General features: G+C 67.3%; 19 protein-coding genes. 12 read left to right on the forward strand and 7 right to left on the reverse strand.

Going from position 1 to position 24,531, the window contains the following annotated elements; all coding sequences use genetic code 11:
• The first annotated feature begins 6 nt into the window (after positions 1–6).
• The 3 genes from G5C50_RS05685 to G5C50_RS05695 all read left to right on the forward strand — a co-directional run bounded on the left by G5C50_RS05685 (position 7) and on the right by G5C50_RS05695 (position 2,122).
• Complete coding sequence (locus G5C50_RS05685) at positions 7–912, forward strand: NAD(+)/NADH kinase (protein ID WP_165066282.1); 906 nt, start codon at positions 7–9, stop codon at positions 910–912.
• A gap of 111 nt (positions 913–1,023) precedes the next feature.
• Complete coding sequence (locus G5C50_RS05690; RefSeq protein WP_165066285.1) at positions 1,024–1,590, forward strand: hypothetical protein; 567 nt, start codon at positions 1,024–1,026, stop codon at positions 1,588–1,590.
• Between the two features lie 34 nt (positions 1,591–1,624).
• Positions 1,625–2,122, forward strand: coding sequence for a hypothetical protein (locus G5C50_RS05695; protein ID WP_165066288.1), 498 nt, complete (start codon positions 1,625–1,627; stop codon positions 2,120–2,122).
• A 27-nt stretch (positions 2,123–2,149) separates the two neighbouring features.
• On the opposite strand, the gene G5C50_RS05700 is transcribed toward G5C50_RS05695, so the two are convergent.
• Entirely contained in the window at positions 2,150–3,160 is a 1,011-nt protein-coding gene (locus G5C50_RS05700; protein ID WP_165066291.1) for a zinc-binding dehydrogenase, read from the reverse strand.
• A 259-nt stretch (positions 3,161–3,419) separates the two neighbouring features.
• On the opposite strand from G5C50_RS05700, the gene G5C50_RS05705 reads away from it, so the two are divergent.
• On the forward strand, positions 3,420–3,617 hold the full coding sequence (locus G5C50_RS05705) for a hypothetical protein (RefSeq protein ID WP_165066294.1): 198 nt from the start codon (positions 3,420–3,422) through the stop codon (positions 3,615–3,617).
• A 3-nt stretch (positions 3,618–3,620) separates the two neighbouring features.
• On the opposite strand, the gene G5C50_RS05710 is transcribed toward G5C50_RS05705, so the two are convergent.
• The gene (locus G5C50_RS05710; RefSeq protein ID WP_165066297.1) at positions 3,621–4,055 is read right to left on the reverse strand and encodes a hypothetical protein; all 435 of its coding nucleotides are present in this window, start codon (positions 4,053–4,055) and stop codon (positions 3,621–3,623) included.
• Between the two features lie 131 nt (positions 4,056–4,186).
• On the opposite strand from G5C50_RS05710, the gene G5C50_RS05715 reads away from it, so the two are divergent.
• Positions 4,187–4,954 carry a VOC family protein gene (locus G5C50_RS05715; RefSeq protein ID WP_165066300.1) on the forward strand — a complete coding sequence of 256 codons (768 nt, stop codon included), beginning with the start codon at positions 4,187–4,189 and terminating at the stop codon, positions 4,952–4,954.
• A gap of 63 nt (positions 4,955–5,017) precedes the next feature.
• On the opposite strand, the gene G5C50_RS05720 is transcribed toward G5C50_RS05715, so the two are convergent.
• Together G5C50_RS05720 and G5C50_RS05725 are read right to left on the reverse strand one after the other, a co-directional pair.
• Positions 5,018–6,184, reverse strand: a complete 1,167-nt coding sequence (locus G5C50_RS05720; protein WP_165066303.1) for a hypothetical protein — start codon at positions 6,182–6,184, stop codon at positions 5,018–5,020.
• Positions 6,185–6,751: 567 nt separating this feature from the next.
• Positions 6,752–8,926: an arylsulfatase gene (locus G5C50_RS05725; protein WP_165066306.1), complete on the reverse strand. Its 2,175-nt coding sequence runs from the start codon at positions 8,924–8,926 to the stop codon at positions 6,752–6,754.
• A gap of 196 nt (positions 8,927–9,122) precedes the next feature.
• Between G5C50_RS05725 and G5C50_RS05730 the strand changes: the two genes are divergently transcribed.
• Positions 9,123–10,580, forward strand: coding sequence for a DUF1501 domain-containing protein (locus G5C50_RS05730; RefSeq protein ID WP_165066309.1), 1,458 nt, complete (start codon positions 9,123–9,125; stop codon positions 10,578–10,580).
• Positions 10,581–10,614: 34 nt separating this feature from the next.
• The gene (locus G5C50_RS05735; RefSeq protein ID WP_165066312.1) at positions 10,615–11,538 is read left to right on the forward strand and encodes an SMP-30/gluconolactonase/LRE family protein; all 924 of its coding nucleotides are present in this window, start codon (positions 10,615–10,617) and stop codon (positions 11,536–11,538) included.
• Between the two features lie 2 nt (positions 11,539–11,540).
• On the opposite strand, the gene G5C50_RS05740 is transcribed toward G5C50_RS05735, so the two are convergent.
• Positions 11,541–12,494 carry a class I SAM-dependent methyltransferase gene (locus G5C50_RS05740; RefSeq protein ID WP_165066315.1) on the reverse strand — a complete coding sequence of 318 codons (954 nt, stop codon included), beginning with the start codon at positions 12,492–12,494 and terminating at the stop codon, positions 11,541–11,543.
• A gap of 43 nt (positions 12,495–12,537) precedes the next feature.
• Here G5C50_RS05740 and tilS point away from each other — a divergent pair, with 43 nt between their 5' ends.
• The 5 genes from tilS (at position 12,538) to G5C50_RS05765 (ending at position 20,688) form a co-directional block, all read left to right on the forward strand.
• Entirely contained in the window at positions 12,538–13,950 is a 1,413-nt protein-coding gene (tilS, locus tag G5C50_RS05745; protein WP_165066318.1) for a tRNA lysidine(34) synthetase TilS, read from the forward strand.
• A 97-nt stretch (positions 13,951–14,047) separates the two neighbouring features.
• The gene (locus G5C50_RS05750; protein WP_165066321.1) at positions 14,048–15,343 is read left to right on the forward strand and encodes an ArnT family glycosyltransferase; all 1,296 of its coding nucleotides are present in this window, start codon (positions 14,048–14,050) and stop codon (positions 15,341–15,343) included.
• A gap of 31 nt (positions 15,344–15,374) precedes the next feature.
• Entirely contained in the window at positions 15,375–18,539 is a 3,165-nt protein-coding gene (locus G5C50_RS05755; protein WP_165066323.1) for an AsmA family protein, read from the forward strand.
• A 95-nt stretch (positions 18,540–18,634) separates the two neighbouring features.
• The gene (locus G5C50_RS05760; protein WP_240906979.1) at positions 18,635–19,714 is read left to right on the forward strand and encodes an HAF repeat-containing protein; all 1,080 of its coding nucleotides are present in this window, start codon (positions 18,635–18,637) and stop codon (positions 19,712–19,714) included.
• A 68-nt stretch (positions 19,715–19,782) separates the two neighbouring features.
• A complete protein-coding gene (locus G5C50_RS05765) occupies positions 19,783–20,688 on the forward strand; it encodes an NlpC/P60 family protein (protein ID WP_165066326.1) in 906 nt (301 codons plus the stop codon).
• A 24-nt stretch (positions 20,689–20,712) separates the two neighbouring features.
• Here G5C50_RS05765 and G5C50_RS05770 read toward each other — a convergent pair whose 3' ends face one another.
• The gene (locus tag G5C50_RS05770; RefSeq protein ID WP_165066329.1) at positions 20,713–22,377 is read right to left on the reverse strand and encodes a SpoIIE family protein phosphatase; all 1,665 of its coding nucleotides are present in this window, start codon (positions 22,375–22,377) and stop codon (positions 20,713–20,715) included.
• Between the two features lie 165 nt (positions 22,378–22,542).
• A complete protein-coding gene (locus tag G5C50_RS05775) occupies positions 22,543–24,513 on the reverse strand; it encodes a S9 family peptidase (RefSeq protein WP_165066331.1) in 1,971 nt (656 codons plus the stop codon).
• Positions 24,514–24,531: the final 18 nt, after the last annotated feature.

The following is a 24,531-nucleotide window of genomic DNA, read 5'->3' on the forward strand; positions in this document are numbered from 1 at the left end:
CCTCCCATGGCGACGACCCCCGAAAGCGCCGGTCCCGGACCGGCCGGCCTCCCTCCCCTGCGGCTGATGCTCCTGGGGAACGGCAGCCGCGATGAGGCGCGACAATACGTCGAACGCGTCGAGACGGCCGTCCGCACCGTGCCGGACTTCGACCTGGTCGGCATCGACCTGACGGCGAACTCCGACCTCACCCGTTGCCCGGCCGACGTCGCCATCGTCGTCGGCGGCGACGGCACGGTCCTGCACACGGTCCGTCGCATGGACGGCCGGCCCACGCCCGTCCTGGGCGTCAACGCCGGCCGGCTCGGGTTCCTCGCCGACCTGACGATCGAGACCTTCCTGGAACGCCTCCCCGACCTCGCCTCACGCCGGTTCACGATCGAGAACCTGATGACGATGTCGGTGACCGTGACCTCGGTGAAAGGCCCGACGCGCGTCTTCCGGGCCCTCAACGACGCCGTCATCCGCGCCGCGCCCTACTTCAAGATCATCGAGATCGGACTCTCGATCGACGGCGAGAGCGTGATGAGCTACCGGGGCGACGGCCTGATCGTGGCCACGCCGGTCGGCTCGACGGCCCACAGCCTCTCCGCCGGCGGGCCGATCCTCCCCCCCAACGCCCACATGTTCGTGGTGACGCCGATCTGCGCCCACACGCTCACCCAGCGCCCGCTGGTCGACGGCGGCCACAAGACCTATGAGCTGACGTCCCACGGCGAGGGGATCGCCACGATCCTCGTGGTGGACGGCCAGATCCAGATCCCCCTCCAGGACGGCGACCGCGTGACGATCCGCCGTGGCGACCCGCCCTTCCCCATCGTCCGCCTCCCCGGGCACAGCTTCTACCGCACCCTTCGCGACAAGCTCGGCTGGGGAACCTATCCCGTCGGCGACCGCGGGCCGAGGTCGTAGCCGCCTGGGGACGCATCGCCATTTGGCCTCTCTTGCACCCTGATCGGCCTCCTGATAAGAGTGCAACCGCCCGAGCCATCGCACCGACCTGATTCAGAGAGGCGGAATCACATGCGCATCTCCGACACGGCCACCGTCTACGTCCTGGCGAGCATGGCCCTGACCACGTCGATCGCCGGCATGTCCCTGGAGTCGGCCTCGACGCTCCCTTCCTTGCCGCTCCTGGCGACCGAAGTCGCCACTCCGAAGCATTCCCCCGCGCTGGCCTGGGCCGGACGAGCCCGGTTCGAGGAACAACTGAGGAAGCAGTACCTCGCCGACCTCGGCACGAAGATCTCCCTGGGCCTCCTGCCGGACGACCCGTTGCACGCCCAGTTGCTCGAAGAGTTTCCGAAGCGAGGACGCAGCCACCAGGAACGCCTGACGGCCTCCTACGCCTGGCTCGCAAAAAAGGCCGATATTCGCGTGAACGGCTGGAGAGGAGCCCTGCTGAACGTGGTCGCCACCCCCGAGGGTCACGAGGTTACGGTCGCCCTCAGCCCGGCCCTCTCGACGCCCCGAGGTGGGGGTCTAACGGCCATGCCGATCAGCGAGCGATATCTCAGAACCGACAAGGGATGGACCTTCCTGGGCGCTGACCCAGCGGAGGGAGCCCCACCTATTCTCACGTTCCATTGAGCCTCGAGAATCGCCGGCATTCCCGGAAACGTCGATGGACTCCCTCTCGATCCTCTGGTCGATCTCAATGGGGAACACTCCAGAGGGAGACGCCATGAAGCTCGACCCCGAGACGAACGAGTCACGTCCTTCGCCATCCCCGCTTCTGACGCTTCGCGTGCTGCTCGTCGCATGGAGCGTGAGTGCGGCGGTCGTCGGTCTCGGAACAGGCCTTTTTGAATGGTGGTATGAGCCGGAACGTGTTCCACCCTTCGAGACCCTGTCGACGTACATCCTCTGGCGGAGCCTGAGCGCGGCCCTTGCGACAATCGTCTGTGGGCTGGTCGTCTACTCGTTTCGCCGAGATCGGGATGACTCGTCCTGGCTCCTGATGCCGGGTGTCTTGATCGCCATGCCGATCTCGCGAGCCCACTCCGTTCCCGAAGTCTTGCTCGTTGGAGTTCTGATGGGGCTCGTCATCACGGGCGTGAGGCGCATCAGCTCACGAGCCGTCGACCGCCGCGATCCGGCGAACGAGGCCGACGGCGTTTGACCGACGACGAAGAACAGTCCCGGCGGCTCAGCCGATCTCCAGCACGATCTTGCCGAACTGGCCGGCCTCGTCCATGTGGCGATGCGCAGCGGCGGCGTCGGCCAGGGGGAAGACGCGGTCGACGACCGGGCGGAGTGAGCCATCGGCGAACTGTTCGAGCATCGCGGCGAAGTCGGCCGGCGAACCCATGGTGGTCCCCAGCAGGTTGAGCTGCTTCCAGAAGATCCGTCGCGTCTCGACTTTCGGGACCGGCCCCGTCGTCGCGCCGAAGTTCACGAGCCGCCCGCCGGGCCGGAGCAGGTCGAGGCACTCGTTATAGGTCTCGCCGCCGACGCCGTCGATCACCACGTCGACGCCCTCGCCGCCGCTCATCTCGCGGAGTTTCGCGGCCCAGTCGGAATCCTTGTAGCAGACGCCGCCGTCAGCCCCCAGGGCCTTCGCCCGTTCAAGCTTCTCAGGACTGCCGGACGAGACGAAGACGCGCGCACCCAACTTCTTCGCGAACAGCAGCGCGAACGTGGCGACGCCGCCGCCGATCCCCGGAATGAAGACGGCCTCGCCGGCTTTCGTTGCCGCCCGGCTCACGAGCGCTCGATAGGCGGTCAGCCCCGCAAGCGGAATCGCCGCGGCCTCGTCCCAACCGAGGCCTGTCGGCTTGGGGTGGATGTTCCCCGCCGGGACCTTCACGAGCAGGGCGTACGTCCCGTTGTCGGGGAGGCCCAGGATTCGGAACTTCGGCCCGAAGAACCGTTCGTCGGCGCCCCAGTCGAGGCTCGGGTTGATGACCACCTCGCGGCCGACGAGTGCAGCGTCGGCCCCCTCGCCGACCGCCTCGACGACCCCCGCCCCATCCGAGCCCATGATGATCGGCAGCTTGATCCCCGCATACGCTCCGGTCCGGATCCAGACGTCGCGGTGATTGAGCGCCGCGGCCTTCAGCCGCACGATCGCCTCGCCCGGACCCGGCTCGGGATCGCGGACGTCTTCCAACCGAAGGAGATCGGGACCGCCCAGATCGCGGAGCAGGATGGCTTTCATGATGAGATCCCTGTTGATTCCGAACGGTCGACGAACGGCGAGCACGACGCCTGCCCGTATCGTAGTGCTGCACCGGCCCAGGTCAATCGACTGGTTGCCCGGCCTCTGACGTCGGAATACTCTGAGATGTAAGCTCCTCGATCGCCTTCCCCTCTGAAGAGAGCCACCGTGAACCTCCCTTCTCCCCTGGTGGGAGAAGGGAGGCGGGACCAAGCCCTGCAAGCGAGTCCTCGATAGGTCAAGGAGCGAAGGAGCAACCATGACCGAAGAGCCGGATCACGACGCCAGCAAAGAACCCGAACCGGTCGACGATCGCGAGGCGATGGAGCAGATCGCCGTGGAAATGGCCGAGCTGCTTCGTCGCATGGCCGAGTTTCAGAAGGAGATGGAGCCGTTCCTCCCACTCCTCCTGGAGTCCGAGGAATCGCCCGATGACGAACCGCCTCAGGGCGCCTGACCGTTAGTCTCGCCGACGAGGCTTCATGGTCTCGTCGAGGTCGTCCAGAAGCGCTTCCAGCCCTTCGAGGTGGACGGACGCGGGCGAGCCGCCGGGCCTTGGGATGACCCTGGGCGTCCCGAGGTCGATGCTCTCGATGTAGGTCGTCCCCGGCGTGGGCGTGGGCTCGGGGGTTGAACCGCCGGCGAGCCGCATGTCGATGCGGTCCTGGATCATGGAGACCGTGTTGACGATCTGCATGAGGCCGTCGTATTCGTCCTGCTCGGCCTGGTCGAGGCCCCCCCGCATGGTCTTCTCGACGAGCGCGTCGAGCCGCGCCTTGACGTCGTCGGGCGCGTAGAGGTTCGTGAAGACCTCCGCCGCCTCGGGCGTCAACTGGTCGACGATGGAGTCGAGGAGCCGTTCCAGCAGGGTCGTCGGTGGTGGGGTGTTCGCCATGCCCGCATCATAACCGCGGCGTCGCGGCTGGGAATGCCGTTTCGCCGACGCCGAAGCCCGCCTTGACCCCCGTCGCCATTCACGAGAAGATCCGCCTGGTGTTCAAACGTTTCCCAGGGAGGAGAACGACCATGGCGAGCGAGCCTCGGAAGCCGGGCGAATTCTGCTGGATCAACATCCTGAGCCCCCAGCCGGAAGCAGCGAAGGCGTTCTTCAGCAGCCTGCTCGGTTGGGAGTACGGCGACATCCCCGGGATGGGCTGGTTCATCCAGGCCGGAGGAAGCCCCGTCGGCGGGTTGTTCGACCTGGAGGGTCCCAACACCCCGCCGGGCACGCCGGCCGGGATCGGCGTCATGGTGCTGGTTGAGGACGCCGACGCCATCGCCCAGCGGGCGAAGGACCTGGGAGGCGATTCCAGGCCCGCGTTCGACGTCGGCCCCCAGGGGCGAATGGCCGAAATCATCGCCCCCGACGGCGCCAAGATCGACGTCTGGCAAGCGAAAGGGATGGCCAGTACCAGCGCCGACCGCGCACTCCCGGGCGTCCCCAACTGGATCGAGACGATGACCCCCGACGCCGAACGCGCAGCCCGGTTCTACACCGACCTGTTCGGCTGGACGGTCGAGAAGGTCCCGAATTCGGCGGTCGACTATTCGATCTTCAAACTCGACGGCGTCCCCGCCGCGGGACTGATGCCGCGTCCGGCGGACCTGGAAAAAGTTCCGCCGCACTGGGCCGTCTACATGACGGTCGCCGACGCCGACGCAACGGTGAAGAAGGCCCTCGAACTCGGCGGCACGGTCTTCGTCCAGCCGCGCGACATCCCCAACTACGGCCGCTTCGCCGGAGTGATGTCGCCCCAGGGGGTGCATTTTTACATCATCAAGCACGCGATGTAGCACCGCATCGAGCCCGCCCCGCGTGGGATCGCGGGGCGAGTTCGACGGGTGGAGCGGTTCGGGTCAAAGGTGCCCGAGGCGTCGGCGGATGTTCAGGTCGCCATTGTCGTTCGAGGTGTAGCTGATGAGGTACTGGCCGGAACCGTTGATGCTCACCGAGGGGTCGATCCGGTTGCCGGCGTCGTGGAAGGTTACCTTGTCGGTGGCCGAGACCTCGGCGACGAGGGCGTGAGTCCCCGTGGAGACGGCTCCGTTGTAGACGACCACGTAGGCGCCGCCGGTCCGGGCGAGGGCGACCTTCGGCCGGGTTTCACTCAGCGAGTCGGCCGTGATCGCCTTCGTGAGGCCGAAGAATCCCGAGGCGGAGAGCCGCCGGGCGGAGATGTCGGCGTTGCCGTTGGTCGTGGTCTGCCAGGCGATGACGGCGTTGCCGGCGTTGTCCATGGAGACGCTCGGGTTCGTTTCCGTGGCCGAGGTCGCCGCGACGACCTGGCTTGAGAGGATCGCGCCCGCCGCGGTGTAACGATTCACCAGAATGTCGTGGTTGTTGACGCTGGAAGCGACCTCGAAAGCCACGTCGAACCGGCCGTCGGGCGTCATCGCGACAGATGCGTCGTCCTCCGTCAGCCCGCTGATCGCGAGGTTGGTGGTGCCAAGGAGGTTGTTGGCGGAATCATACCGCTTGGCGAACACGTCGGGGTGGTTGTTGTTCGTGTCGCGGGTATAGGCGACGACGAAATCGCCGCGGTCGTCCATGGCGACCGACGGATCGTGCTCGCGGAAGGTGCCGACGCCGACGCCCACGGTCCCGCCGACGCGGGCGCCTGACGGGCTGAACCGCTGCGCGAGGACGTTGGAATCGCTCCCCGGCCCGTCCTGGACCCAGCTCACGACGAAGTCACCGTTCTTGTCCATGCCGACGGAGGGCGTCCGCTCGTTGAACGGAGTGTTGACGACGACGATCTCCGGGCCGACCTTCTGGCCCGCGGAGTTCAGGCGTTGGGCGAGGATGTCATGGTCGGTGGCGCTGAAGGTGTCGACCCAGACCACCACCGACGAGCCGTTCGCCGAACTGGCGTTCACCGAGCCGAACTGGGCGTTGCGGGTGGTCGTGTTCACCGTCCCCGAGATCTCCGACGCCAGCGACATGAGCTGTCGGCCTTCGAGGGTTTCGAGTCGGGGACGCCTCTTGCTGCGACCGCGAACGGACCTGAAGACGGTGCCGGCCATGGGAACCTCCGTGAGTTCGTGGGTCGAGTCGTTGAGCGTGGGGACGGGTCGCGTCGACTCCTCCCTCCGCTCGTAACTCAACAACCGCGGCTGCAACCCAACAGGCTTTCCAATTTTTTCCTCCGTCCCGCCTTCCTCTCGCAGACCGACTGCGCCGGATGGACGACTTGCATCATCTGGGAAGGCCCGACTTCCCCGATCCTCCTCCGTTTTTCGTCCTCATGATCCAATTCTGCGACACCATGCCTTATAGAGCGTGTTCCTTGACAACCCGGCTGTCGGAGTGGATGCGCGGAGCGACCACGGGGCCCCCGCCGTGGGGAGTCTTCCGCGCTCAAGGCCGCAGGAATCCGTCGTGAGTCGCTCTCCGCAGGATCCCGAAAACGGGTCGAACGAAGCCACCGAAAAGGACGACCAGCCCAACCGCAACTCGCTTAATATCAAACGGTTACACCGACGCACCCCCGCCCCCCGCGAGGCGCGACCGAAGCCAATCGAACCCACCCATCGAGATCGACGGGCGAGCGGGAGACCGCCCCCCAACCGAGGTGGGGGGCGGCGCGAAGGTTACTTGCCGATCTCGACGAGGACCGAATCGACGGTCCCCTTGAACGCGTGCGGCGACGCGTAGGGGCCGACCGTGCCGGCGGCGTCGCGGCCGACTTGCAGGCCGTCGACGGGCTGACGCGGGATCAGCTTTCCCTGGGCGGATTCGGCGGCCTTGCCGTCGACTTCCAGGGTCAACTTGCCGGTCGCATCGAGTTTGGCGACGAGGGTGTGCTCGCCCGGCGTCAAAACGTCGCCGGCGATCCGGGTCATGTTGTTGCGGCCGGTCCCCGTGCGGACCAGGAACGTCGGCCGGGCGTCCTCGACGTAGAGCGTGTAACCGGCGGCCGCCCCGCCGTGGGCGACGATGACGCCGTCCGGCTTCTGGGCCCGGGTGGTCACCTTCGCCGTGACGGTGATCGGCTGGGAAGCAATGTTCGGCGCGGCGCCGTCGCGGAGGTCGGCGTCGGCCTTGAGGTCGAACCGGGTCTGCTTGCTGACGGTCCGAGCCGGGGCGGCTCGCCAACTCCCCAGCGGCAGGACGTTGGCCCGAGCGGCGTAGGCGTCCCAGGCGGAGGCCATCGCGTGGACGCGGTCGGGATGCTTGGCCGCCAGGTCATGCAGCTCGGAGCGGTCCTCGGCGATGTTGTACAGCTCCCAGGGCTGATCCGATTTGGCCACGAGCTTCCAGTCGCCGTCGCGGACAGCGCGGTTGCCCTCGTGCTCCCAGAAGATCGGACCGGGACGGTTCAGCGACTCGCCGTTGAAGGCCGGGCGGAGGCTGACCCCCTCGCGAGGCTTGATCGCCTGGCCGTCGAGGGTCGTCGGGTAAGGAGCGCCGGAGAGATCCACGCAGGTCGCCATCAGGTCGATGAGATGGCTGGGCTGGGCTTCCAGCTTTCCCCGTCGCTCAGGCTTGATGCCGGCCGGCCAGTGAGCGACGAGCGGGGTGGAAATGCCGCCTTCGTGGGTCCAGTGCTTGTACTCGCGGAAAGGGGTGTCGCTGACGTTCGCCCAGCCTCGGCCGTAGGCGACGTAGGTGTCGGCCGGTCCCGGCATGACCCCTGGCCCGGTCCGGACCTGACGGCCGTCGCGAGTCTGCATCGGCGGCGAACCCTTGAGCTGGAGGTCGTCCGGCCCCATCGGCTTGAGGTCGCTCACCGGGGCCTGGGTCTTCTCGCGGCCCATGTCCTCGGCGCAGGCGCCGTTGTCCTGGAGGAAGAGGACCAGAGTGTTGTCAAGCTGGCCCGTCGTCTTGAGCTGGCTGACGATCCGGCCGATGCCGGCGTCCATGACCTCGACCATCGCCGCGTAGACTTCCTTGCAGCGGGCTTCGCGGGCCTTGTCGGACACGGCCGCCCAGTCCTCGGCGATCGGCGACATCTCAGCGTTCTTCGGAAGGAGGCCCATTTCCTTCATCTTCTGGAGCCGAGCTTCGCGGAAGGGGGCGTAGCCGGCGTCGAATTTCCCCTTGTACTTCGCCACCACCGCGTCGGGCGCCTGCATCGGCCAGTGGGCCGCCGTGTAGGCGACGTACATGAAGAACGGCTTCTCGGGCGATTCCTTCTGATGCTCGGCGATGTACTTGACGGCGTTGTCCGAGATGGCGTCCGTGAAGTAGTACGACTCGGGCTTGTACTCCGGGTCGTTCTCAATGGTGATCAGCTTGTCCTGCCGGCAGAGGTTGCCTGGGTCGAAGTAATTCGCAGCGCCGGCGATCGTGCCGTAATACTTGTCGAATCCCCGGCCGAGAGGCCAGGTCGAACGGTCGCCGTTGGGGCCAGTGAACCTCGTGACGTGCCACTTGCCGAGCATGTAGGTCCGGTAGCCGGCGGGCCTCAGAACCTCGGCGATCGTGACCGCATTGCGGTTCAGCACCCCGCGATAACCCTCGACCCCGCGGTCCTCCATCATGTGGCCGATGCCGGCCTGGTGGGGATACAGGCCCGTCAGCAAGGCCGCTCGCGTCGGGCAGCAGCGGGCCGTGTTGTAGAACTGTGTGAACCGCACGCCCCCCGACGCCAGCGCGTCCAGGTTAGGCGTGGTCAACTCGCCGCCGTAGCAGCCGAGGTCCGAGAACCCCATGTCGTCGCTCATGATAAGAACGACGTTCGGCCGCTTCGCCTCATCGGCGACCGCCTCGATCGTCCCCAGAGCGAGCAACCCCGCGACCAGAGTCCCGCATAGAAACCTCATGCAGGCGTCTCCCCATTCACCGTCCGGCGCACCTGAAATCGCTCCGGTCGCCGCCCCGAGGCGCGCCCGGAGAGGGGCGGCGGCGTATTCCGACCGATCCTAGCGACCCAGGAACGATCCCGACAGAGTCAGGCGGCCTGGAGAGCCCGTGCAACTCCCTGGCGGGCTCGTCTGTCATCGATCAAAATGAGACGTCATGAGCCGATCACACGACGCACCGCTGGGCCGCCACCTCCTCGACCGCCGTGGCTTCTTGTCGCATATGGCGACGGGCGTGGGCGGCATCGCCCTCAGCGCCATGCTCGCCGAAAAAGGCCTGCTCGCCGCCGAGCCTCCGGGCGGTCCTCTGGCTCCCCGCGCTCCCCACTTCGCCGCGAAGGCGAAGCGCGTCGTCCACATCTACTGCACGGGGGCCGTCAGCCACCTGGACACCTGGGACTACAAGCCCGAGCTGATCAAGCGTCACGGCCAGCCGATGCCTGGCTCCGAAAAGCTGGTGACGTTCCAGGGGGAAAACGGAGCGCTGTCGAAGAGCCCCTGGGAGTTCAAGCCTCGCGGCGAGACGGGGAAGTACGTTTCCGAGTTGATCCCCCACCTGGCGGAGCGGACCGACGACCTCTGCTTCATCCACTCGCTGACCTCGAAGACGAACACTCACGGCCCCGGCGAGATGTTCATGTCGACCGGCTTCACGCTGGAAGGCTTCCCGAGCATCGGCGCCTGGGTCAGCTATGCGCTCGGGACCGACGATCAGGACCTGCCGGCGTACGTCGCCATCCCGGATCCTCGCGGCGACCCGCAGCAGGGCCCGGCCAACTGGACCAACGGCTTCCTGCCGGCCGTCTTTCAGGGGACCTCGTTCAACGCCGACAAGCCGATCCGCCACCTCGCCCGGCCCGCGAACGTCTCCCCTTACGACGACCGCGCCGTCCGCGACATGATCCGGATCCTGAACGACGAGCATCTGGCCCGGAACCCCGGCGACGACGAGCTATCGGCCCGGATCGCCGCGTACGAGCTGGCGGCCCGGATGCAGCTCAGCGCCCCGGAGGTCGGCGACCTCTCGCGCGAGAGCCCGGCGGTGCGTTCGCTCTACGGGCTCGACGACCCCAACCCCCTGCTGGCGGGCTTCGGCCGCAACTGCCTGCTGGCGAGGCGGCTGATCGAGCGGGGCGTTCGGTTCGTCACCCTCTTCAACGGGGCGTTCGCCATGGGCGAAGGCGCGCTGAACTGGGACGGACACCGTCGGATCAAGTCGGACTACGACCGCCACGGGCCGATCCTGGACAAGCCGGCCGCCGCCCTGTTGATCGACCTGAAGGAACGTGGTCTGCTCGACGACACGCTGGTCGTCTGGTCGACCGAGTTCGGCCGAATGCCCACGTTCCAGAAGGGGACCGAGGGTCGCGACCACAACCCCAAGGGCTTCACCGCCTGGCTCGCCGGAGCGGGGGTCAAGCGGGGGTTCAGCTACGGCGCCACCGACCCCTTCGGCCACCAGGCCGTCGAGAACGTCGTCGACGTCCACGACTTCCACGCCACAATCCTCCACCTGCTCGGTCTGGACCACGAACGTCTCACCTACTACAACAACGGGGCCCAGCGCCGGCTGACCGACGTCCACGGCCACGTGATCCGCGAAGTCCTGGCCTAAAACCGACCTGACCCGATCGAGGAGCCCGTCCGCCATGTCCGCGTCCGTCCTCGCCTTGCTGCTCGCGCTGCCCTCGGCCCTGGGAGGCCAGCAGGGCGACGACCCGTCCGCCGTCGTCGAGCCGCTGGAGACGGTCGAGAAGCTCTGGGGAGACGGGACCTTCACCGAGGGAGGAGCCGCCGCGGCCGACGGCTCGATCCTCTTCTCCGACATCGGCGACCGGATCATGCGGTTCCATCCGGACACCGGCGAAACGACCGTCTTCCGCGAGCCCAGCCACCGGGCGAACGGCATGATCTTCGACGCCAAGGGCCGGCTTATCGTCGCCGAGGGCGCCAACACCGGCGGCGGACGTCGCATCTCAATCACCAGCCCCGACGGCGAGTGCCGAACCCTGGCCGACCGGTTCGAGGGCAAGCGGTTCAACAGCCCCAATGACGTGACCGTCGACCGCAAGGGTCGGGTTTACTTCTCCGACCCCCGCTACGTCGGAGAAGAACGACGCGAACTGGAGTTCGAGGGCGTCTTCCGCGTCGACCCCGACGGCCGGATCGCCAAGCTGGAGACGACCGCGACGAAGCCCAACGGCCTGACGCTCAGCCCCGACGGCAAGACCTTGTACGTCGCCGACAACGGCCCCGAGCGCCGCGCCCTCATCGCGGTCGACCTCGACGAAAAGGGGAACGCCTCTAACCCCCGGGTCATCCACGACTTCAAGGCCGATGCAGGCATCGACGGCATGACGATGACGACCGACGGCCGGGTCGTCGCCGCCACCCCGAGGGGAGTGGCTGTCTTCGCCCCCGACGGCCACCGACTCGCCCTGATCCCAACGCCAGAGGCCGCCGCCAACGTCGAATTCGGCGGCGACGACCACCGCACCCTCTACATCCTGGCCGGTTCCAGCATCTATCGCATTCCCACCAACATGACGGGCTTCCACGTCTCGCCGAAGTGACCTCACACCTTCCGTCGTCCCGCGACGTTCACCCCCGAGCCGATGATGAGGTCGTGGTCGTAGGTCCAATCGTAGAGTCGCCCCGACTTCATGGGGCGAAGTTCGACGAGGTCCTCGAAGCCTTCTTCCTCGAACCATGAGCGAAGCTCGGCGAGGCTGTGGTGGGACTGATAGGCCGGCGCCCACCAGTCGAAGTTGTCGCAGACGCGAAGGGTCCAGTCGGGGTGGGCGGAGAAGTTGACGAGCTTGTTCAGCGTCCGGTTCAGGATGGGGACGCTGCCGACCGCCCCCAGGCCGACGCACAGCGGTTCCAGCACTCGCGCGGGGAGCCTCGTGGTGACGGCCCGAACTCCCGAGTTGATCCACTCCTGCGGCGCGATGTTCTTGCGGTAGAGCCAGACCGCCAGCCGGCCCCCCGGCTTGACCCGCCGCGCAATCGCCGCGAAGGCCCGACGAGGGTCGGGGGAGTGGTGAAGGACGCCGATCGAGAAGACGAGGTCAAAGGCGTCCTCGACGACAGGCGGGTCAAGCAGGTCCCCCTGGACGATCTGGACGTTGGGCAGGCCGGCGCACATCTCAGCCGCCTTGTCGACGGCGCTGCTGAGGTCGACCCCCAGTACATTCGCTCCGTGTTCGCCCAGCAGCCGAGCATACCGGCCGCCGCCGCAGCCCGCGTCGAGCACGAGCTTGCCCGCCATGTCGCTCGGCGGAACGCCCGTCTTGGCCTCGAAGGTGGCCTCGTCCTCCTCGGGCCGGACGACCTCATACCGGTTCCACTGCCGGCCGAAGCTGCCGACATAGGGATCACCCGCCAGCCGAGGGACGTTCTTCAGGATCGGATAGCGTTCGGCTCCATCGTCCGAGACCAGCTCGTCCCCCTCGACGTGCATCGGCGACCGGGAACGGGGAGAGCGCAGGAAGCTGATCAGGTCGGCGTTAAGGGCGGGTCCGGTCATCGTTCTCTCGGCGAGGCGAGGGCGGGTCGGGTATCCTGCAAGGATGGGAAGCGATCCGAGTCATGATCATACCGGCCCCCCCGCATGGCTGGAAGCCGTCCGCCGCCGCATCGCCGGCTGGCTGGGAGAGGGACTCGGCCCCGTCTGGGTCGTCGCCGTATCGGGCGGCGGCGACAGCGTCGGACTCTTGCGGACGCTCCACGGCCTGAGAAACGAGTTCGGCCTGAGCTTGAGCGTCGCCCACCTGAACCACGGCGTCCGCGGCGAATCGGCCCGTGAGGACGCCCTGTTCGTCGCCGATCTGTCCGGCTCGCTCGGTCTGCCGTTCGACCTCGGCTCATGGGCCCCGACCCGCACCGGCCACTTCGAAGCCGACGCCCGCGCCGCGAGGCACGCGTGGCTGGCCGGCATCGCGAAAGAGCGAGGCGCAGCAGCCGTTGCGGTCGGCCACACTCGCGACGACCAGGCGGAGACGATCCTTCACCGGATCGTCCGCGGGACCGGCCCGCGCGGACTCGCCGGCATTCCCGCCAGACGCCCACTCGCGCCGGGCGTGACGCTCGTTCGGCCCTTGCTCGACGTGTCCCGTCGCGAAATCCACGACGAACTTACCAGGCTCGGCCAGAACTTCCGCGAGGACGCGACGAACGCCGACGTGAGCCACACTCGCGCCCGGATCCGGCACGACCTGATCCCGAAGTTGGAGGCCGACTACAACCCCCAGGTCGCCGCCGCCCTCGCCCGCCTGGGAGGGTTGGCGGCGTCCGAGCAAAGGCTGCTCGACTCACTCCTCGCCCCAGTCATCGCGGGGTTGGTCCGCAAATCCAGCCCGTCCGAGATCGTGTTTGAGCGTCGTTGCGAGGAGTGGCGAAATCCACTCCTCGCCAGGGAGATCGTGCGCCGAGCCTGGCAGAAGGCCGGCTGGCCTGAGCGCTCGATGACCGCCCAACGTTGGCGAAGACTCGCCGAAGCCGTGGCCGCGGGCGTCCCCGCCGAGCACCTCGGCGAGGGCGCCTCGCTCCGCGTCGAGGCTGACACGCTGATCCTGGATCGCTCGAATCGGTCGAGGCCGCTCATCGACGACTGGTATGCGTTGGAGGCGCCGGGCTCGATCACCATTCCCTGGGCGCACGGAGACCTCATCGCGATCGACGAGCAGGACGAGGACTTCGACGAAGTCGTCGATCGTGATCAGATTCATTTCCCGCTGACCGTCCGCACGGCCTTGCCTGGGGAGCGGTTCGATCCGCTGGGCATGGACGGGCGGCGGCAGAGGGTTGTGGAGTTTCTGCGCCTTCGTCACGTGCCGCGTGAGCATCGAGCGACGTTCCCCGTCGTCGCCGATCGCAAGGGGATCATCTGGGTCGTCGGCCACCGGATCGCCGAACGGGTGCGGACGCGGGAAACGACCCGCCGAAGACTCGGCCTGCGGTGGCTTCCCCACGGCCCCGTCTGAAGTTGACGGGTCCGACGGATTGGTCTAGGATTCGCGCCGACTTCGGCCGCTCCCACGGGGGGGATGGGTCGTTCCACGTCCCGAGGGAGGGCTGCGCATGCCGAGGACGTCAGGCGCCGCCGATTGGCTCGGGAGAATAACAGGTCGTCCGCTGGCCCTGGCCGTCGAGGTCGGGTTCCTGCTGCGAATCATCGCGGCGGACCTGGTGGAATGGCGCGTCCAGCAGGCCGGTTCCAACCGCGTCTGCCTGCTACCGGACGCCGAATACTACTGGAAGCTCGCCCAGACGATCCGCGAGGGCGACCTGTTCCAGATCATCGATTTTGGCGACATCCCCCATTTCGCCCTGCGTACACCCGGCTACCCCTTGTTCCTCGCCGTCTGCCGGGCCGTGACCGGCGATCGACCGATCGGCGCTCGACTGATCCAAGCGGCACTCGGAGCGGCATGCGTCTGGCTGGTGTTCCGCCTGTGCCGCGCGACGCTCGGCGATAACGAGTGGGGCCGGGCCCCGTTGATCGCAGCCGCGATCACGGCGGTCCATCCGTATTTCATCGTCATGTCTGCGCTGCTGCTGTCCGAGGCTCTGTTCACTCCTCTGCTCCTGGCGTTCCTCTGGACGCTCGCGGTGATCTGGAACCGCGAGACCGTCCGGCCGATCCTCGTTCCGGCGATCGGAGCCGGGGCTCTCGCCGGCGCAGCAGTGTTGACTCGCCCCTCGTGCCTGCTTTTCTTTCCGGCGGCTTTCGCGGCGTGGCTGCTGTCCCGGGCGTTCGCGAGGAAGACGTTGCAGCCAGCGTTCATCGCATCGCTTGCTGCTTCGGCGGCGTTCGCGGCGGTGATGGCGCCCTGGTGGATCCGCAACCATCGGATCTACGGCGAGTTCGTCCCGACGGCCCTCTGGATGGGAGCGAGCCTCTACGACGGCCTGAACCCATCCGCGACCGGCGCCAGCGACATGCGATTCCTCGAAGCCCCCGACATCTGGCCGCTCGACGAACGCGACCAGGACGACCTGCTCAGACGACGGGCGTTCGCGTTCGCCCGCGAAAACCCGTTGCGGACGCTGGAGTTGGCTGTGGTGAAGCTCGGCCGTTACTGGAGCCCCTGGCCGAACGCGGAGGGCGTCCGTTCGGTCTGGCTGACTCTGGCGGCCGGGCTGGCGATGACGCCCCTGCTCGGGCTGACCGCGTTCGGCCTCTGGTCGCTCCGGGGCGATGCTCGCGCGTGGGTTCTATTGGCTGGGCCGATCCTGTACTTCGCCCTGCTCCACACGGTGTTCGTCAGCTCGATGCGATATCGGACGCCCGGCGAGGTCCCGGCGATGGGTCTGACGGCCGTGGGCCTTTTGCATCTCGCCGGGGCGCGGCCGCCGAAAGCTCAGACGGCCTGATATCCACGCGAGACGGGAGGAGACGCTCGGCATGGGGTTCTGGCGGCGACTGGTGAAATTCATGCTCTGGAGTGCGATCGTCGGCCTAACGCTGACGACGGCCGCGGTCTGGTTCGCCTACGCCTTCGTCACCGACGGCGATACGGTCGCGCGGCTGATCCGGGCTGAGTTGCGGCTGTTCTTCCCCCGCGCCCAGTTGGAGTTCGGCAGGATTGACTTCCGCCCGCTTCGTGGCAAGGCGACCCTCAAACAGGTGTCGACCCTGCAACACGTCGACGGCCAGCCCTTCGAAACGGCCTCGATCTCCTGGATGGAAGTGCGGTTCGATCCCTGGCGGTTGCTCCACGGCGAAGCCGAGCCCTCCGAGGTGGTCGTCATCCAGCCGAAGCTGCGGATACGACGTAAGAAGGACGGCGGTTGGAACCTGATGGACCTTCCCGCACGTCCCTGGCCGACGGCCGTCATCGAGAACCCGCCCCCCGTAGAGGTCAAGAACGGCACCGTCGAGATGATCCTCGACCCCGAGTCCGACACCCCCACGCCGACGGCGATCCTCCGCGAGGTCTCCGTACGGGTCAAACCGGCCGCAGGCGGTCGGCTCCACTTTGAGGGCACGGCCAAGGGCGATCTGTTCGCCACGGCCGTCGTCAGTGGATCCATCGACCCGGCGACCGGCGACCTTGACCTGTCCGGCGGCCTCTACGGTTTGACGATCTCCGACACCCTGCACCGCCGTCTGCCACCTGAGGTCGCCGCCGCCTACGACGCGATGGCGCTCGAGTCAGGCGTCGTCGACGTCGACCTGAAATCCCTGGCCTTCCGCCCCAACGCCGCGCCTCAGTCCCAGTTGACGTACGACGTGGAGGCCCAGATCCGCGGCGGCGTCTGCGCCTGTCCGTCTCTCCCCTTCCCGATCAATGAGCTGTCCGCAAGGCTGAAAGTCCACGACGGCGACGTCACCATCGTCCACGCCGACGGCGCCAACGGTACGTCTCGCTTCCGCGCCTCGGGGACGATCGGTCGAGGCGACCCGCTCTCAGCGCCCCTCAAGCTCCAGATCAGCGCGACCGACCTGGACCTGGACCAACGGCTGCGGGAGAAGACTCCCCCTCAGTTCGATGAGCTCTGGGACGTGTTCAAGCCGGTCGGCCGCGTCGACGTGCTGGCGGATGTCTCACGCTCCGGGAGCGGGCCGGTCGCGCTGGCGGCGTCAGTGAACCTCCGGGGCGTCTCAGCCCTTTACCGCCACTTCAAATACCCGTTGAAGAACCTCACGGGAAAACTCGTGCTGCAGGGTCGACGGCTGACCGTCGACGTCAAGGGGCCGGTCGGCGACAAACCGGCGCGGCTGATGGGGACGGTTGACAACCCCGGCCCGGACGCCGTGGTCGACCTGGCCGTCGCGGCCGAGGCCCTTCCGATCGACGCCGCATTTCTCGACGCTCTCCCCCCCGACGTCCGCCGACAGGTCGACGCGTTCAGGCCGTCCGGCTCGGTCTCGGGCAAGGCGAGGATCCGGCGGGTTCCCCTCGCCGGTCCGCCTCCGGTGAAACCCGAAGGTTGGCTGGCCATCGACGCCGACCTCGATCTCGACCCCCGCCTCTGTCAGATCACCTGGGCCGGCATGCCATACCCGATCCGGGACCTCTCCGGACGGCTCAGCCTCCACCCCGACCTCTGGATCTTCGAGAATCTGTGCGGCCGCAACGGCCAGGCCGTCATCAGGGGTTCCGGACGCGTCGAGCGGATCCCCGGCCCCGACCTACCCAACGGCGACCCTCCGTTGCGGATCGCCATGAAGATCGACGCCCAGAACCTCCCGTTCAACACTGAGCTGCGCGACGCCTTGCAGCCGGCCTGGCGGAAGTCCTGGTCGATCATCAACCCCCGAGGCGCCAGCAACGTCGCCGCCAGAATCACCGTCGAAACCGACAAGCCGACCAAGGACGACATCCAAGTCGACATCGCCCCGCTGGCCGAGTCGAGCATCGCCCTGGTCATCCCCAAATCGCCGGAGCCAGGGGTTGAGCCCGGCGCGACGATCGAGCTGGCGATGCAGGACGTCCTCGGCACATTCAAGTTCGTGAACGGCCGGGTTTATATGAGCGACGTTCGGTTCAAGTTCCACGGCGCCGACGTGGAGTTCCCGGCGGGAGAGGTGCAAGTCGAGGACAGCGGACGGTTCGAGCTGTCGGTCAAGGATCTGTGGGTCCGCAATCTCCTCTTCAGCGCCGGCCTGCGTCGGGTCATGCCCTCGCTCATGGCCCAGTTCGCCATCAGGCTGGACGACGGCCACGCCTTCTCGGCGCGCGGGAACATCGACATCGGCTGGAACGGCGAGCCGGGGACGCCCGCCTGGTGCCGGTGGCAGAACACCGGCGTCGTCCTGATGGACAACAAGCTCAAGGCCGGGATCCCGCTGGAGCACGTCAACGGCAAGCTCAAGGACGTCTGGGGGTGGTCGGACGGCCGCTCCCTGGAAGTCCACGGGATCCTGGATATCGACAGCGTGTTCTTCGCCGATCTTCAGCTCAGTCAGCTTCAGGGGCCGTTGACGATCAAGGACGGCGTCGCCGAACTCAAGAGCCTGAGAGGCTCCCTGCTAGGGGGAGTGGTCTACGGCAACGGCCGGCTCAGCCTGTCCGACGCCCCCAGCTATGCGGGCTCGGTTCAACTCTCTGGAGCGCAGCTTCAGGAATACGCCAAGAGCGTCCCGGGCCGGCAGTCGTACCGGGGTCTGCTCAACGCCGAGGCGACGTTCAGCGGCCAGGGCTCCGACGTCCGAACGATCCAGGGCCGAGGCGAAGCCCACGTCGTCGACGGCGACATCGGCGAGTTGCCGTTCGTTCTTCGCTACCTCCGAGGTTTCAACAACTTCCTGAGAACTCCCAAGACGTCCGGCCGCACGATGTTCGACTCCGCCGACCTCGTCTTCCGGATCGACAGCGGCAACACCCACTTTCAGGAGATCAAGCTGACCGGCGACGCCGTCAGCCTGAGGGGGACCGGAACCCGCGACCCGTCGGACAAGATCGACCTGACGTTCGACGTCGCCTACGGTCGCAACAACTTCGACGTCCCCATCCTCAGGGAAGCGACCGGCCTGCTGGGGAAGGTCAAGGTTTCGGGGACGCTGTCGTCGCCGCAGTACAATCTGGTACCCCTTCCCGTCTTCGGGTCCTTCCGACGTCAGTGAGTGGAATCCGACTTCGCCCGCCCTGAGTTTCAGGCGTCCGTTCTTCCAGATTCCCCGCCGTCCGTAGTATCCTCGGGATCCTGGAGGAACATCGCATGCGCACCAGCCGGACCGTATCCACCTGGATCATCGCCGCCCTGACGTTCGCGGGGACGACCGCCGCCGAGGAGCCGGCGACGCCGAAGAAGCTGTCCGTCGTCACTCCCATGAAGGAGGGGCTGAACGTCACCGGCATGAACGGCCGGGGCGACGTCGTCGGCTTCCACTGGGAGCCCGAGAACGGCAACCCGGACATCCTCTACGAGGCCCCGTTCTTCGCCCGCGGCGAGGACGTGGTCCGCCTGCCGCTGCTGAAGGGCTATACGTCGACCTTCCCGGCCGCCGTCAGCGACGACGGCGTGGTCGTCGGCCGCGCGAGCAAGCCGGCGCCGCCGAACACCTACGTCTTCCTCCGCAATCAGGCGTTCGTCTGGACGGCCGAGAAGGGGATCCAGGGTCTGGGCGCCCCGGCTCCGGACGGAGCCTCGTTCGCAACGGGCGTCAGCCGAGACGGCCGGCGCATCACCGGGATCGGGGTCGGCGACTACCGTCTGCGCGGGGTTCTCTGGGAGCGCGACGGCGACGGCTGGAAAACCGTCGTTCTGCCCGAGGCCGACCAACTCGGCTCCAACGTCCTGGCCATCAGTCCCGACGGCAAGCGTCTGGCCGCCGTTCAGAAGGGGGAGACCTCGCTCTGGACGGAGGTCGAGCCCGGCCAGTGGCGCCGTGAGCCCCTCTCCGTCGGCAAGCTCGAATTGCTTCCGCGAGGCGTGAACGACGCGGGCATGGTCGTCGGCGTTCGACACTCCCCCGACGGCAGCATCCACGCCGTGGTCTGGACCCGTGAGTCGGGAGCGAAAGCGCTGAGCCTTCCTCCCGGCTTCCAGCACGGTCAGGCGAGCGCCGTGAATAACGCGGGAGCAGTCGTCGGTCAGATCGACGGCCCCCACGGCGAGCTTCCCGGTCCTCGGGCGTTCGTCTATGAGGCGGGCAAGCTTCGCATCCTCGACGAGGGCGGCCCCGACTTCGTCTGGGCCACCACGATTGACGACGCCGGCCACGTCTCCGGCGTGCTGGAGACGGAGGAGGAGGTCCACGCCGATCCGCCCCCCGCCGCCCCCGCGAAAAAGCCCTGACGCGCTTTGGTAGGCGTTCTAGGATTGGAGGGTCGGTCGTCGATGCCTTCCCTCCGAGGTTCCACGCCATGGACTCGATGCAGCCCCAACTCCCCCGTCGGGCGATGCTCGCCGCGTCGCTGTCCGTCGTCGCCGCGCCGGCCGTAGCTCGCGTGCAGGAGGCTTCGGAGCGAAACTTCCTAGCGCCTTCGGGTTACGGCGTCGAGTTCCGTCACACGGTCCCCGAGCTGATCGGCGACCTGCTCCGCACCGAACGCGGCGACCCGAAGATGGAGGCGGTGGTCCCTCATCACGAGTGGTACTCGGAGCACGCCCGACGATCGTTCGGCTCGTGGGGCCCTTCGCCGCGCCGATATCCGCCGCCGGCGATCGCGGAAGGAAAGTCAGTCGAGTGGCGTCGCGAGCGGGTGATCGCCGCGGCGCTGCGGTTCGTGGGCTACGCTTATCAGCACCATCACATCCCCGACTGGGATCCCCCGGCCGACTGGCCCTGGAAGTCGACCTGCGCCGGGCGCAACGGCAAGGGTTTCGATTGCAGCAACTTCACTAGCTTCGTCTACAACCAGGCGTTCGGCGTCCACATGAACAGCGACGTTGAACGTCAATCCGAGCTGCGTGAAGCCGAGTTGAACGACGAGCGCCGGGCCGTCCGCATGGAGCGAATCACGCTCCCCGAAGACCATGAGGCGCGTCTCGAAACGCTGCGGACGGGCGACCTGCTTTACATCCTGGGAAAACCGGGAGGGAAGGTGACGCACGTCGTCCTCTGGATCGGCTCGATCGGCCGATCGGGGTCGGGCCTGCCGCTGATCCTGGACAGCCACGGCAGCGGCGTGGAGGACGACCAGGGCCGCCCGATCCCCTGCGGCGTACAGCTCCGGCCGTTCCGTCCTCGTTCGTGGTACGACCGTTGCGCCAGCCACGCGCACCGGATCTTTGAGGACCGCGAGGAACGCGTGGGGGTGCGACGCTGAGGCGACCGGCGAAACCACCCCCGATCAGGGTTCTTCGGCATGGCGGCCGAAGCAGACGATCGTGACGTCGTCGAGCGGCGGTCGATCCTTCAGGTGGCGGCCCAGGGTGCGCAAGATGGCCTCGCCGACCTCCTCCGCGCCGCCGGTCGTCCGGGCGAGGGTGTTTCGGAGACGTTCCGCCCCGAGCGCGCCGCCCGATTCATCGACGGCGTCGACCAGCCCGTCCGAGTACAGCACGACGACCTCGCCGGGCGCCAGGTCGTACAACGACGGCGAATACGACGCATTTCGATCGACGCCCAGGGGAGGGCCGGAGCCGGGGCATTCCAGGGCCTCGATCCGACCGTCGGCGCGGCGGACCAGAGGCGCGGGGTGGCCGGCCGAGGCGAGCGTCAACCGGTGGGTCGCCGGGTCGACCTCGGCCATGAGCATCGTGATGAAGCGGTTGGCGACGCCGGAATCGCAGCAACTCTTGTTGACGTACGGAAGGACCTCGTCCGGCGGAAATCCTGCGCGGGCGAGCAGCCGAACCTCGGGGCAGGCGCCGGCCATGAGGATCGCCGCCGGCATGCCGTGTCCGGCGACGTCCCCCAGACTGACGCACCATCGCGAGGGCGCCTCCGGCGAAGCGTCGGGATCTTCCACGCGCACGTAGTCGTACAGATCGCCGCCGACGTCCTGGGCCGTCCGGTAGAACTCCCAGAAGGTATAGCCGGGGATCTCAGGGCGCGACCGAGGCAGCAGGGCGCGCTGAATCTCGGCCGCCGCGGCCCAGGAGGCCTGCTCGTGCAGCAGCCGGTCGTTCTCGACGGCCGCGGCGATCGGCACGGCCAGAGCTGCCAGAAGATCCAGGTCTTCCTCGCGGAACCGTGCGTTGGGCGAGGCGCCGTCGAGTTGAACCATGCCGATCGGCGAACCATCGCGACCCAGCAAGGGAGCGCAGACAGCCGTGCGGATGGTCGCCGAAAGGCTCTCGCGATCCTTGAAGCGTTCGTCGACGAAAACGTCCTTGATGAGCAAGGCTCGCCCCTTGCGGAGCACCTCTTCGACGATCGTCCGGCTCAGCAGCGGGGGCCGACCCACGGGCCCCCTGACCTTGCGGAACGCCCGCAGCGGGAACGTACCGTCGGGCTCGGCCGTCGCCACGAATCCGCGTTCCGCCCGAGGCAGGGCGGCCAGCAGCCCCCCCAGGGCGTGGGAGAGGCGTTCGTCCAGGTCGAAGGCCCCTCCCAGGGCTCGGACGACCTCAAGCACCCCCCGAAGCGCATCGGCCGGGTGGGCGGAGCGCTGGACGAGTCCCGTCGAGCTCAGGTCGTCGAGCGTCCCCAGGACGGTCGACCGCGCCACCTCTCCGGGCCCTCCCACCCGCGCCGCCGGCTCGTGGAAGATCAGCTCATAGTCGACGATCTTGATGCGTGAGCCCTCGCGCACCGGAGTAGGCTCGAACGGCTTCAGCTTCACGCCGTCGACGAACGTGGAATTCTTGCTCATCAGGTCGACGACGCGATAGGACCCGTCGAACCGACGTTCAATCCGCGCGTGGTAAAGCGAGACCCTGGGATGATCCAGAACCACGCCCACCTGGGGATGTCGGCCGATGTGCAGGTCGGTGCCGCGCACTTCGACGATCCGCTCCGTCCGGCCGTCCCGCAGCAATTCCAGCGAGGCGCCGACGTAATCAGAGAACATGGTCCCCCCCGCCTACAATCCGCGTCCTGCTCACGGAGACGCTCATCAGGCCTCGCCCGCGCACACCACCAGCGCCGCCTGATTGAACGCACGCCGCCGCCTTATATTACCAAGACGGGCAAACGGAGTCTCGCCGCGCAGACCCCGCCGCGACTCATCCAACCGTCAGCTCGCCCGACTCCCCTGCCCCAGCAAATAGGTCTTCAGGAAGAGGACCTCCACAGCCTGCTGGAAGTCCTGGTTCGGCTTCTTGGCGAAGCCGTGGCCCTCGTTCTTCCCCACGACGTACCACACCGGCACGCCGTTCTTCTTCACCGCCGCGACGAGTTGTTCGGATTCCGACAACGGTACGCGGGGGTCGTTAGCCCCCTGGACGACCATGATCGGAGTCTTGATATGACCCGCGTGGTTGAGAGGCGAAACTCGTTCCAAAAACTCGCGCATCTTGGGGTCGCGCTCGTCGCCGTACTCGGCCCGCCGAAGGTCGCGGCGGTAGCCCTGCGTGTTCTCGAGGAACGTCACGAAGTTCGAGATGCCGACGACGTCGATCCCACACTTGATCCGGTCGTTGTAAGTCGTCTGCACGGCCAGCGACATGAACCCGCCGTACGAACCGCCGGCGACAGCCACGCGCGTCTTGTCCAGGTCGGGCTGAGCGGCGATCCAGTCGAGCAAGGCCCCGATGTCCTTGACCGAATCCTCGCGTAGGAACCCGTTGTCCAGTTGGAGATACGACTTCCCATAGCCGTCCGACCCCCGGACGTTCGGGGCGATCACGACGATCCCCAGCTCGTTGATGAGGTAGTTCGTCCGCCCCAGGAATCCGGGGCGGAACTGGCTCTCGGGCCCGCCGTGGATCTGGATCAGCACCGGCCGAGGACCGGTCGACGGCTTCGACGGCTTGTAAACGAAGGCCGGGATCGCCTTGCCGTCGAAGGTCGGGAACCGGATCAGTTCGGGCGAAACGAACGTGGACGCGTCGAGTCCGCCGGTCTCGCTCTCGGTCCAGCGGGCGGGCATGGCGCCTCCGTCGTCCACATTCGTCGAGAAGGCGTCCGAGGACGTCTGCGACGTGGCGAGCGTGAATCCGACGTCGTGAGAGCCGGGGCGGAATTCCAGACCACCGATCTGACCAGGCGGGTGAACGACGCGGCCGATGGTTCGCCCGTCGGCTCCACCGAACAGGTGGAGGACGCTGAATCCGTCCTCGTTCATCACGGCCAGGAGATACTTGCCGTCGTCCGAGAGGTCGAACTCCTCAACGTCCCAGGGGATGACGGCCGAGAGGATCGACTCAACGCCCGTCGCCAGATCGTAGATGGCCAGACGGCGGAACTCAGCGCCTCGATCGGTGGCGTAGAAGATCGACTTCCCATCCTTCGACCATCGCGCGCCGGAGACTGCCACCTTCGGCTCTCCGGCGAGGGGCTTCGGCGTGATGGTGCGGACAGCGCCGGTCGCGACGTCGACGACGTGAAGGTACGACTCGTTGATCGAGATGTATTCCTCGGCGACGACCGCCTTGCCGTCAGGCGACCAGTCCGCGACGTTCCACTGGCCGGAGACCTCCTTGAGCATCCTTTTGAACGCAGAATCGGCCGGCGAGGCCAGGTAGAGGTCCATGTCCTTCCCGTTTCGGGCGTTGCCGCTCCAGGCCAGCACCTCGCCCGAGGGAGACCACTTCACCGATTCGTGACGGCTCTTGCCGTCGGTCAGGCGAACAGGCACGCCCCCCTCTCGACCGAGGAGGAAGTACTGGTAGTTCTCCGCGCCCCCTTCGTCCATCGTGAAGAGGAATTGCCCTCGCTTCGGCCGCGGCGACACACCCAGCACACGCTCGGGAGAGAAGGTCAATTGCCGACGCGCCCCGCCCGGTGAGGCGACGTGGTGGACCTGCATCGTGTCGGCGAACCGGGTGGTGATGTACATCGACCGAGCGGCGCCCTCGTCCCAACCCTGGAAGCTCGCCGACCGGATGTTCTGGTAGCGGTTCAGCGCCGAGGCGATCGACTGAGGGATGGCCGGAAGACCTTCGGCGCGGATCGATTCGGGCACGGGAAGCGTCGGTTCCTGGGCCGAGACGAGATTCGCGAACGCCAGCAGGACGGAGAGCATGAACGTCGAGACGCGCGGCATGAGCGAAGGCTCCACGGA

The sequence above is a fragment of the Paludisphaera rhizosphaerae genome (assembly GCF_011065895.1).
Classification (GTDB): domain Bacteria; phylum Planctomycetota; class Planctomycetia; order Isosphaerales; family Isosphaeraceae; genus Paludisphaera; species Paludisphaera rhizosphaerae.

What these genes read in the sequence shown, in the direction of transcription:
- G5C50_RS05685 (WP_165066282.1), top strand. Translation starts at nt 7, where the DNA reads ATGGCGACGACCCCCGAAAGCGCCGGTCCCGGACCGGCCGGCCTCCCT.
- G5C50_RS05690 (WP_165066285.1), top strand. Translation starts at nt 1,024, where the DNA reads ATGCGCATCTCCGACACGGCCACCGTCTACGTCCTGGCGAGCATGGCC.
- G5C50_RS05695 (WP_165066288.1), top strand. Translation starts at nt 1,625, where the DNA reads ATGGACTCCCTCTCGATCCTCTGGTCGATCTCAATGGGGAACACTCCA.
- G5C50_RS05700 (WP_165066291.1), bottom strand. Translation starts at nt 3,160, where the DNA reads ATGAAAGCCATCCTGCTCCGCGATCTGGGCGGTCCCGATCTCCTTCGG.
- G5C50_RS05705 (WP_165066294.1), top strand. Translation starts at nt 3,420, where the DNA reads ATGACCGAAGAGCCGGATCACGACGCCAGCAAAGAACCCGAACCGGTC.
- G5C50_RS05710 (WP_165066297.1), bottom strand. Translation starts at nt 4,055, where the DNA reads ATGGCGAACACCCCACCACCGACGACCCTGCTGGAACGGCTCCTCGAC.
- G5C50_RS05715 (WP_165066300.1), top strand. Translation starts at nt 4,187, where the DNA reads ATGGCGAGCGAGCCTCGGAAGCCGGGCGAATTCTGCTGGATCAACATC.
- G5C50_RS05720 (WP_165066303.1), bottom strand. Translation starts at nt 6,184, where the DNA reads ATGGCCGGCACCGTCTTCAGGTCCGTTCGCGGTCGCAGCAAGAGGCGT.
- G5C50_RS05725 (WP_165066306.1), bottom strand. Translation starts at nt 8,926, where the DNA reads ATGAGGTTTCTATGCGGGACTCTGGTCGCGGGGTTGCTCGCTCTGGGG.
- G5C50_RS05730 (WP_165066309.1), top strand. Translation starts at nt 9,123, where the DNA reads ATGAGCCGATCACACGACGCACCGCTGGGCCGCCACCTCCTCGACCGC.
- G5C50_RS05735 (WP_165066312.1), top strand. Translation starts at nt 10,615, where the DNA reads ATGTCCGCGTCCGTCCTCGCCTTGCTGCTCGCGCTGCCCTCGGCCCTG.
- G5C50_RS05740 (WP_165066315.1), bottom strand. Translation starts at nt 12,494, where the DNA reads ATGACCGGACCCGCCCTTAACGCCGACCTGATCAGCTTCCTGCGCTCT.
- tilS (WP_165066318.1), top strand. Translation starts at nt 12,538, where the DNA reads ATGGGAAGCGATCCGAGTCATGATCATACCGGCCCCCCCGCATGGCTG.
- G5C50_RS05750 (WP_165066321.1), top strand. Translation starts at nt 14,048, where the DNA reads ATGCCGAGGACGTCAGGCGCCGCCGATTGGCTCGGGAGAATAACAGGT.
- G5C50_RS05755 (WP_165066323.1), top strand. Translation starts at nt 15,375, where the DNA reads ATGGGGTTCTGGCGGCGACTGGTGAAATTCATGCTCTGGAGTGCGATC.
- G5C50_RS05760 (WP_240906979.1), top strand. Translation starts at nt 18,635, where the DNA reads ATGCGCACCAGCCGGACCGTATCCACCTGGATCATCGCCGCCCTGACG.
- G5C50_RS05765 (WP_165066326.1), top strand. Translation starts at nt 19,783, where the DNA reads ATGGACTCGATGCAGCCCCAACTCCCCCGTCGGGCGATGCTCGCCGCG.
- G5C50_RS05770 (WP_165066329.1), bottom strand. Translation starts at nt 22,377, where the DNA reads ATGTTCTCTGATTACGTCGGCGCCTCGCTGGAATTGCTGCGGGACGGC.
- G5C50_RS05775 (WP_165066331.1), bottom strand. Translation starts at nt 24,513, where the DNA reads ATGCCGCGCGTCTCGACGTTCATGCTCTCCGTCCTGCTGGCGTTCGCG.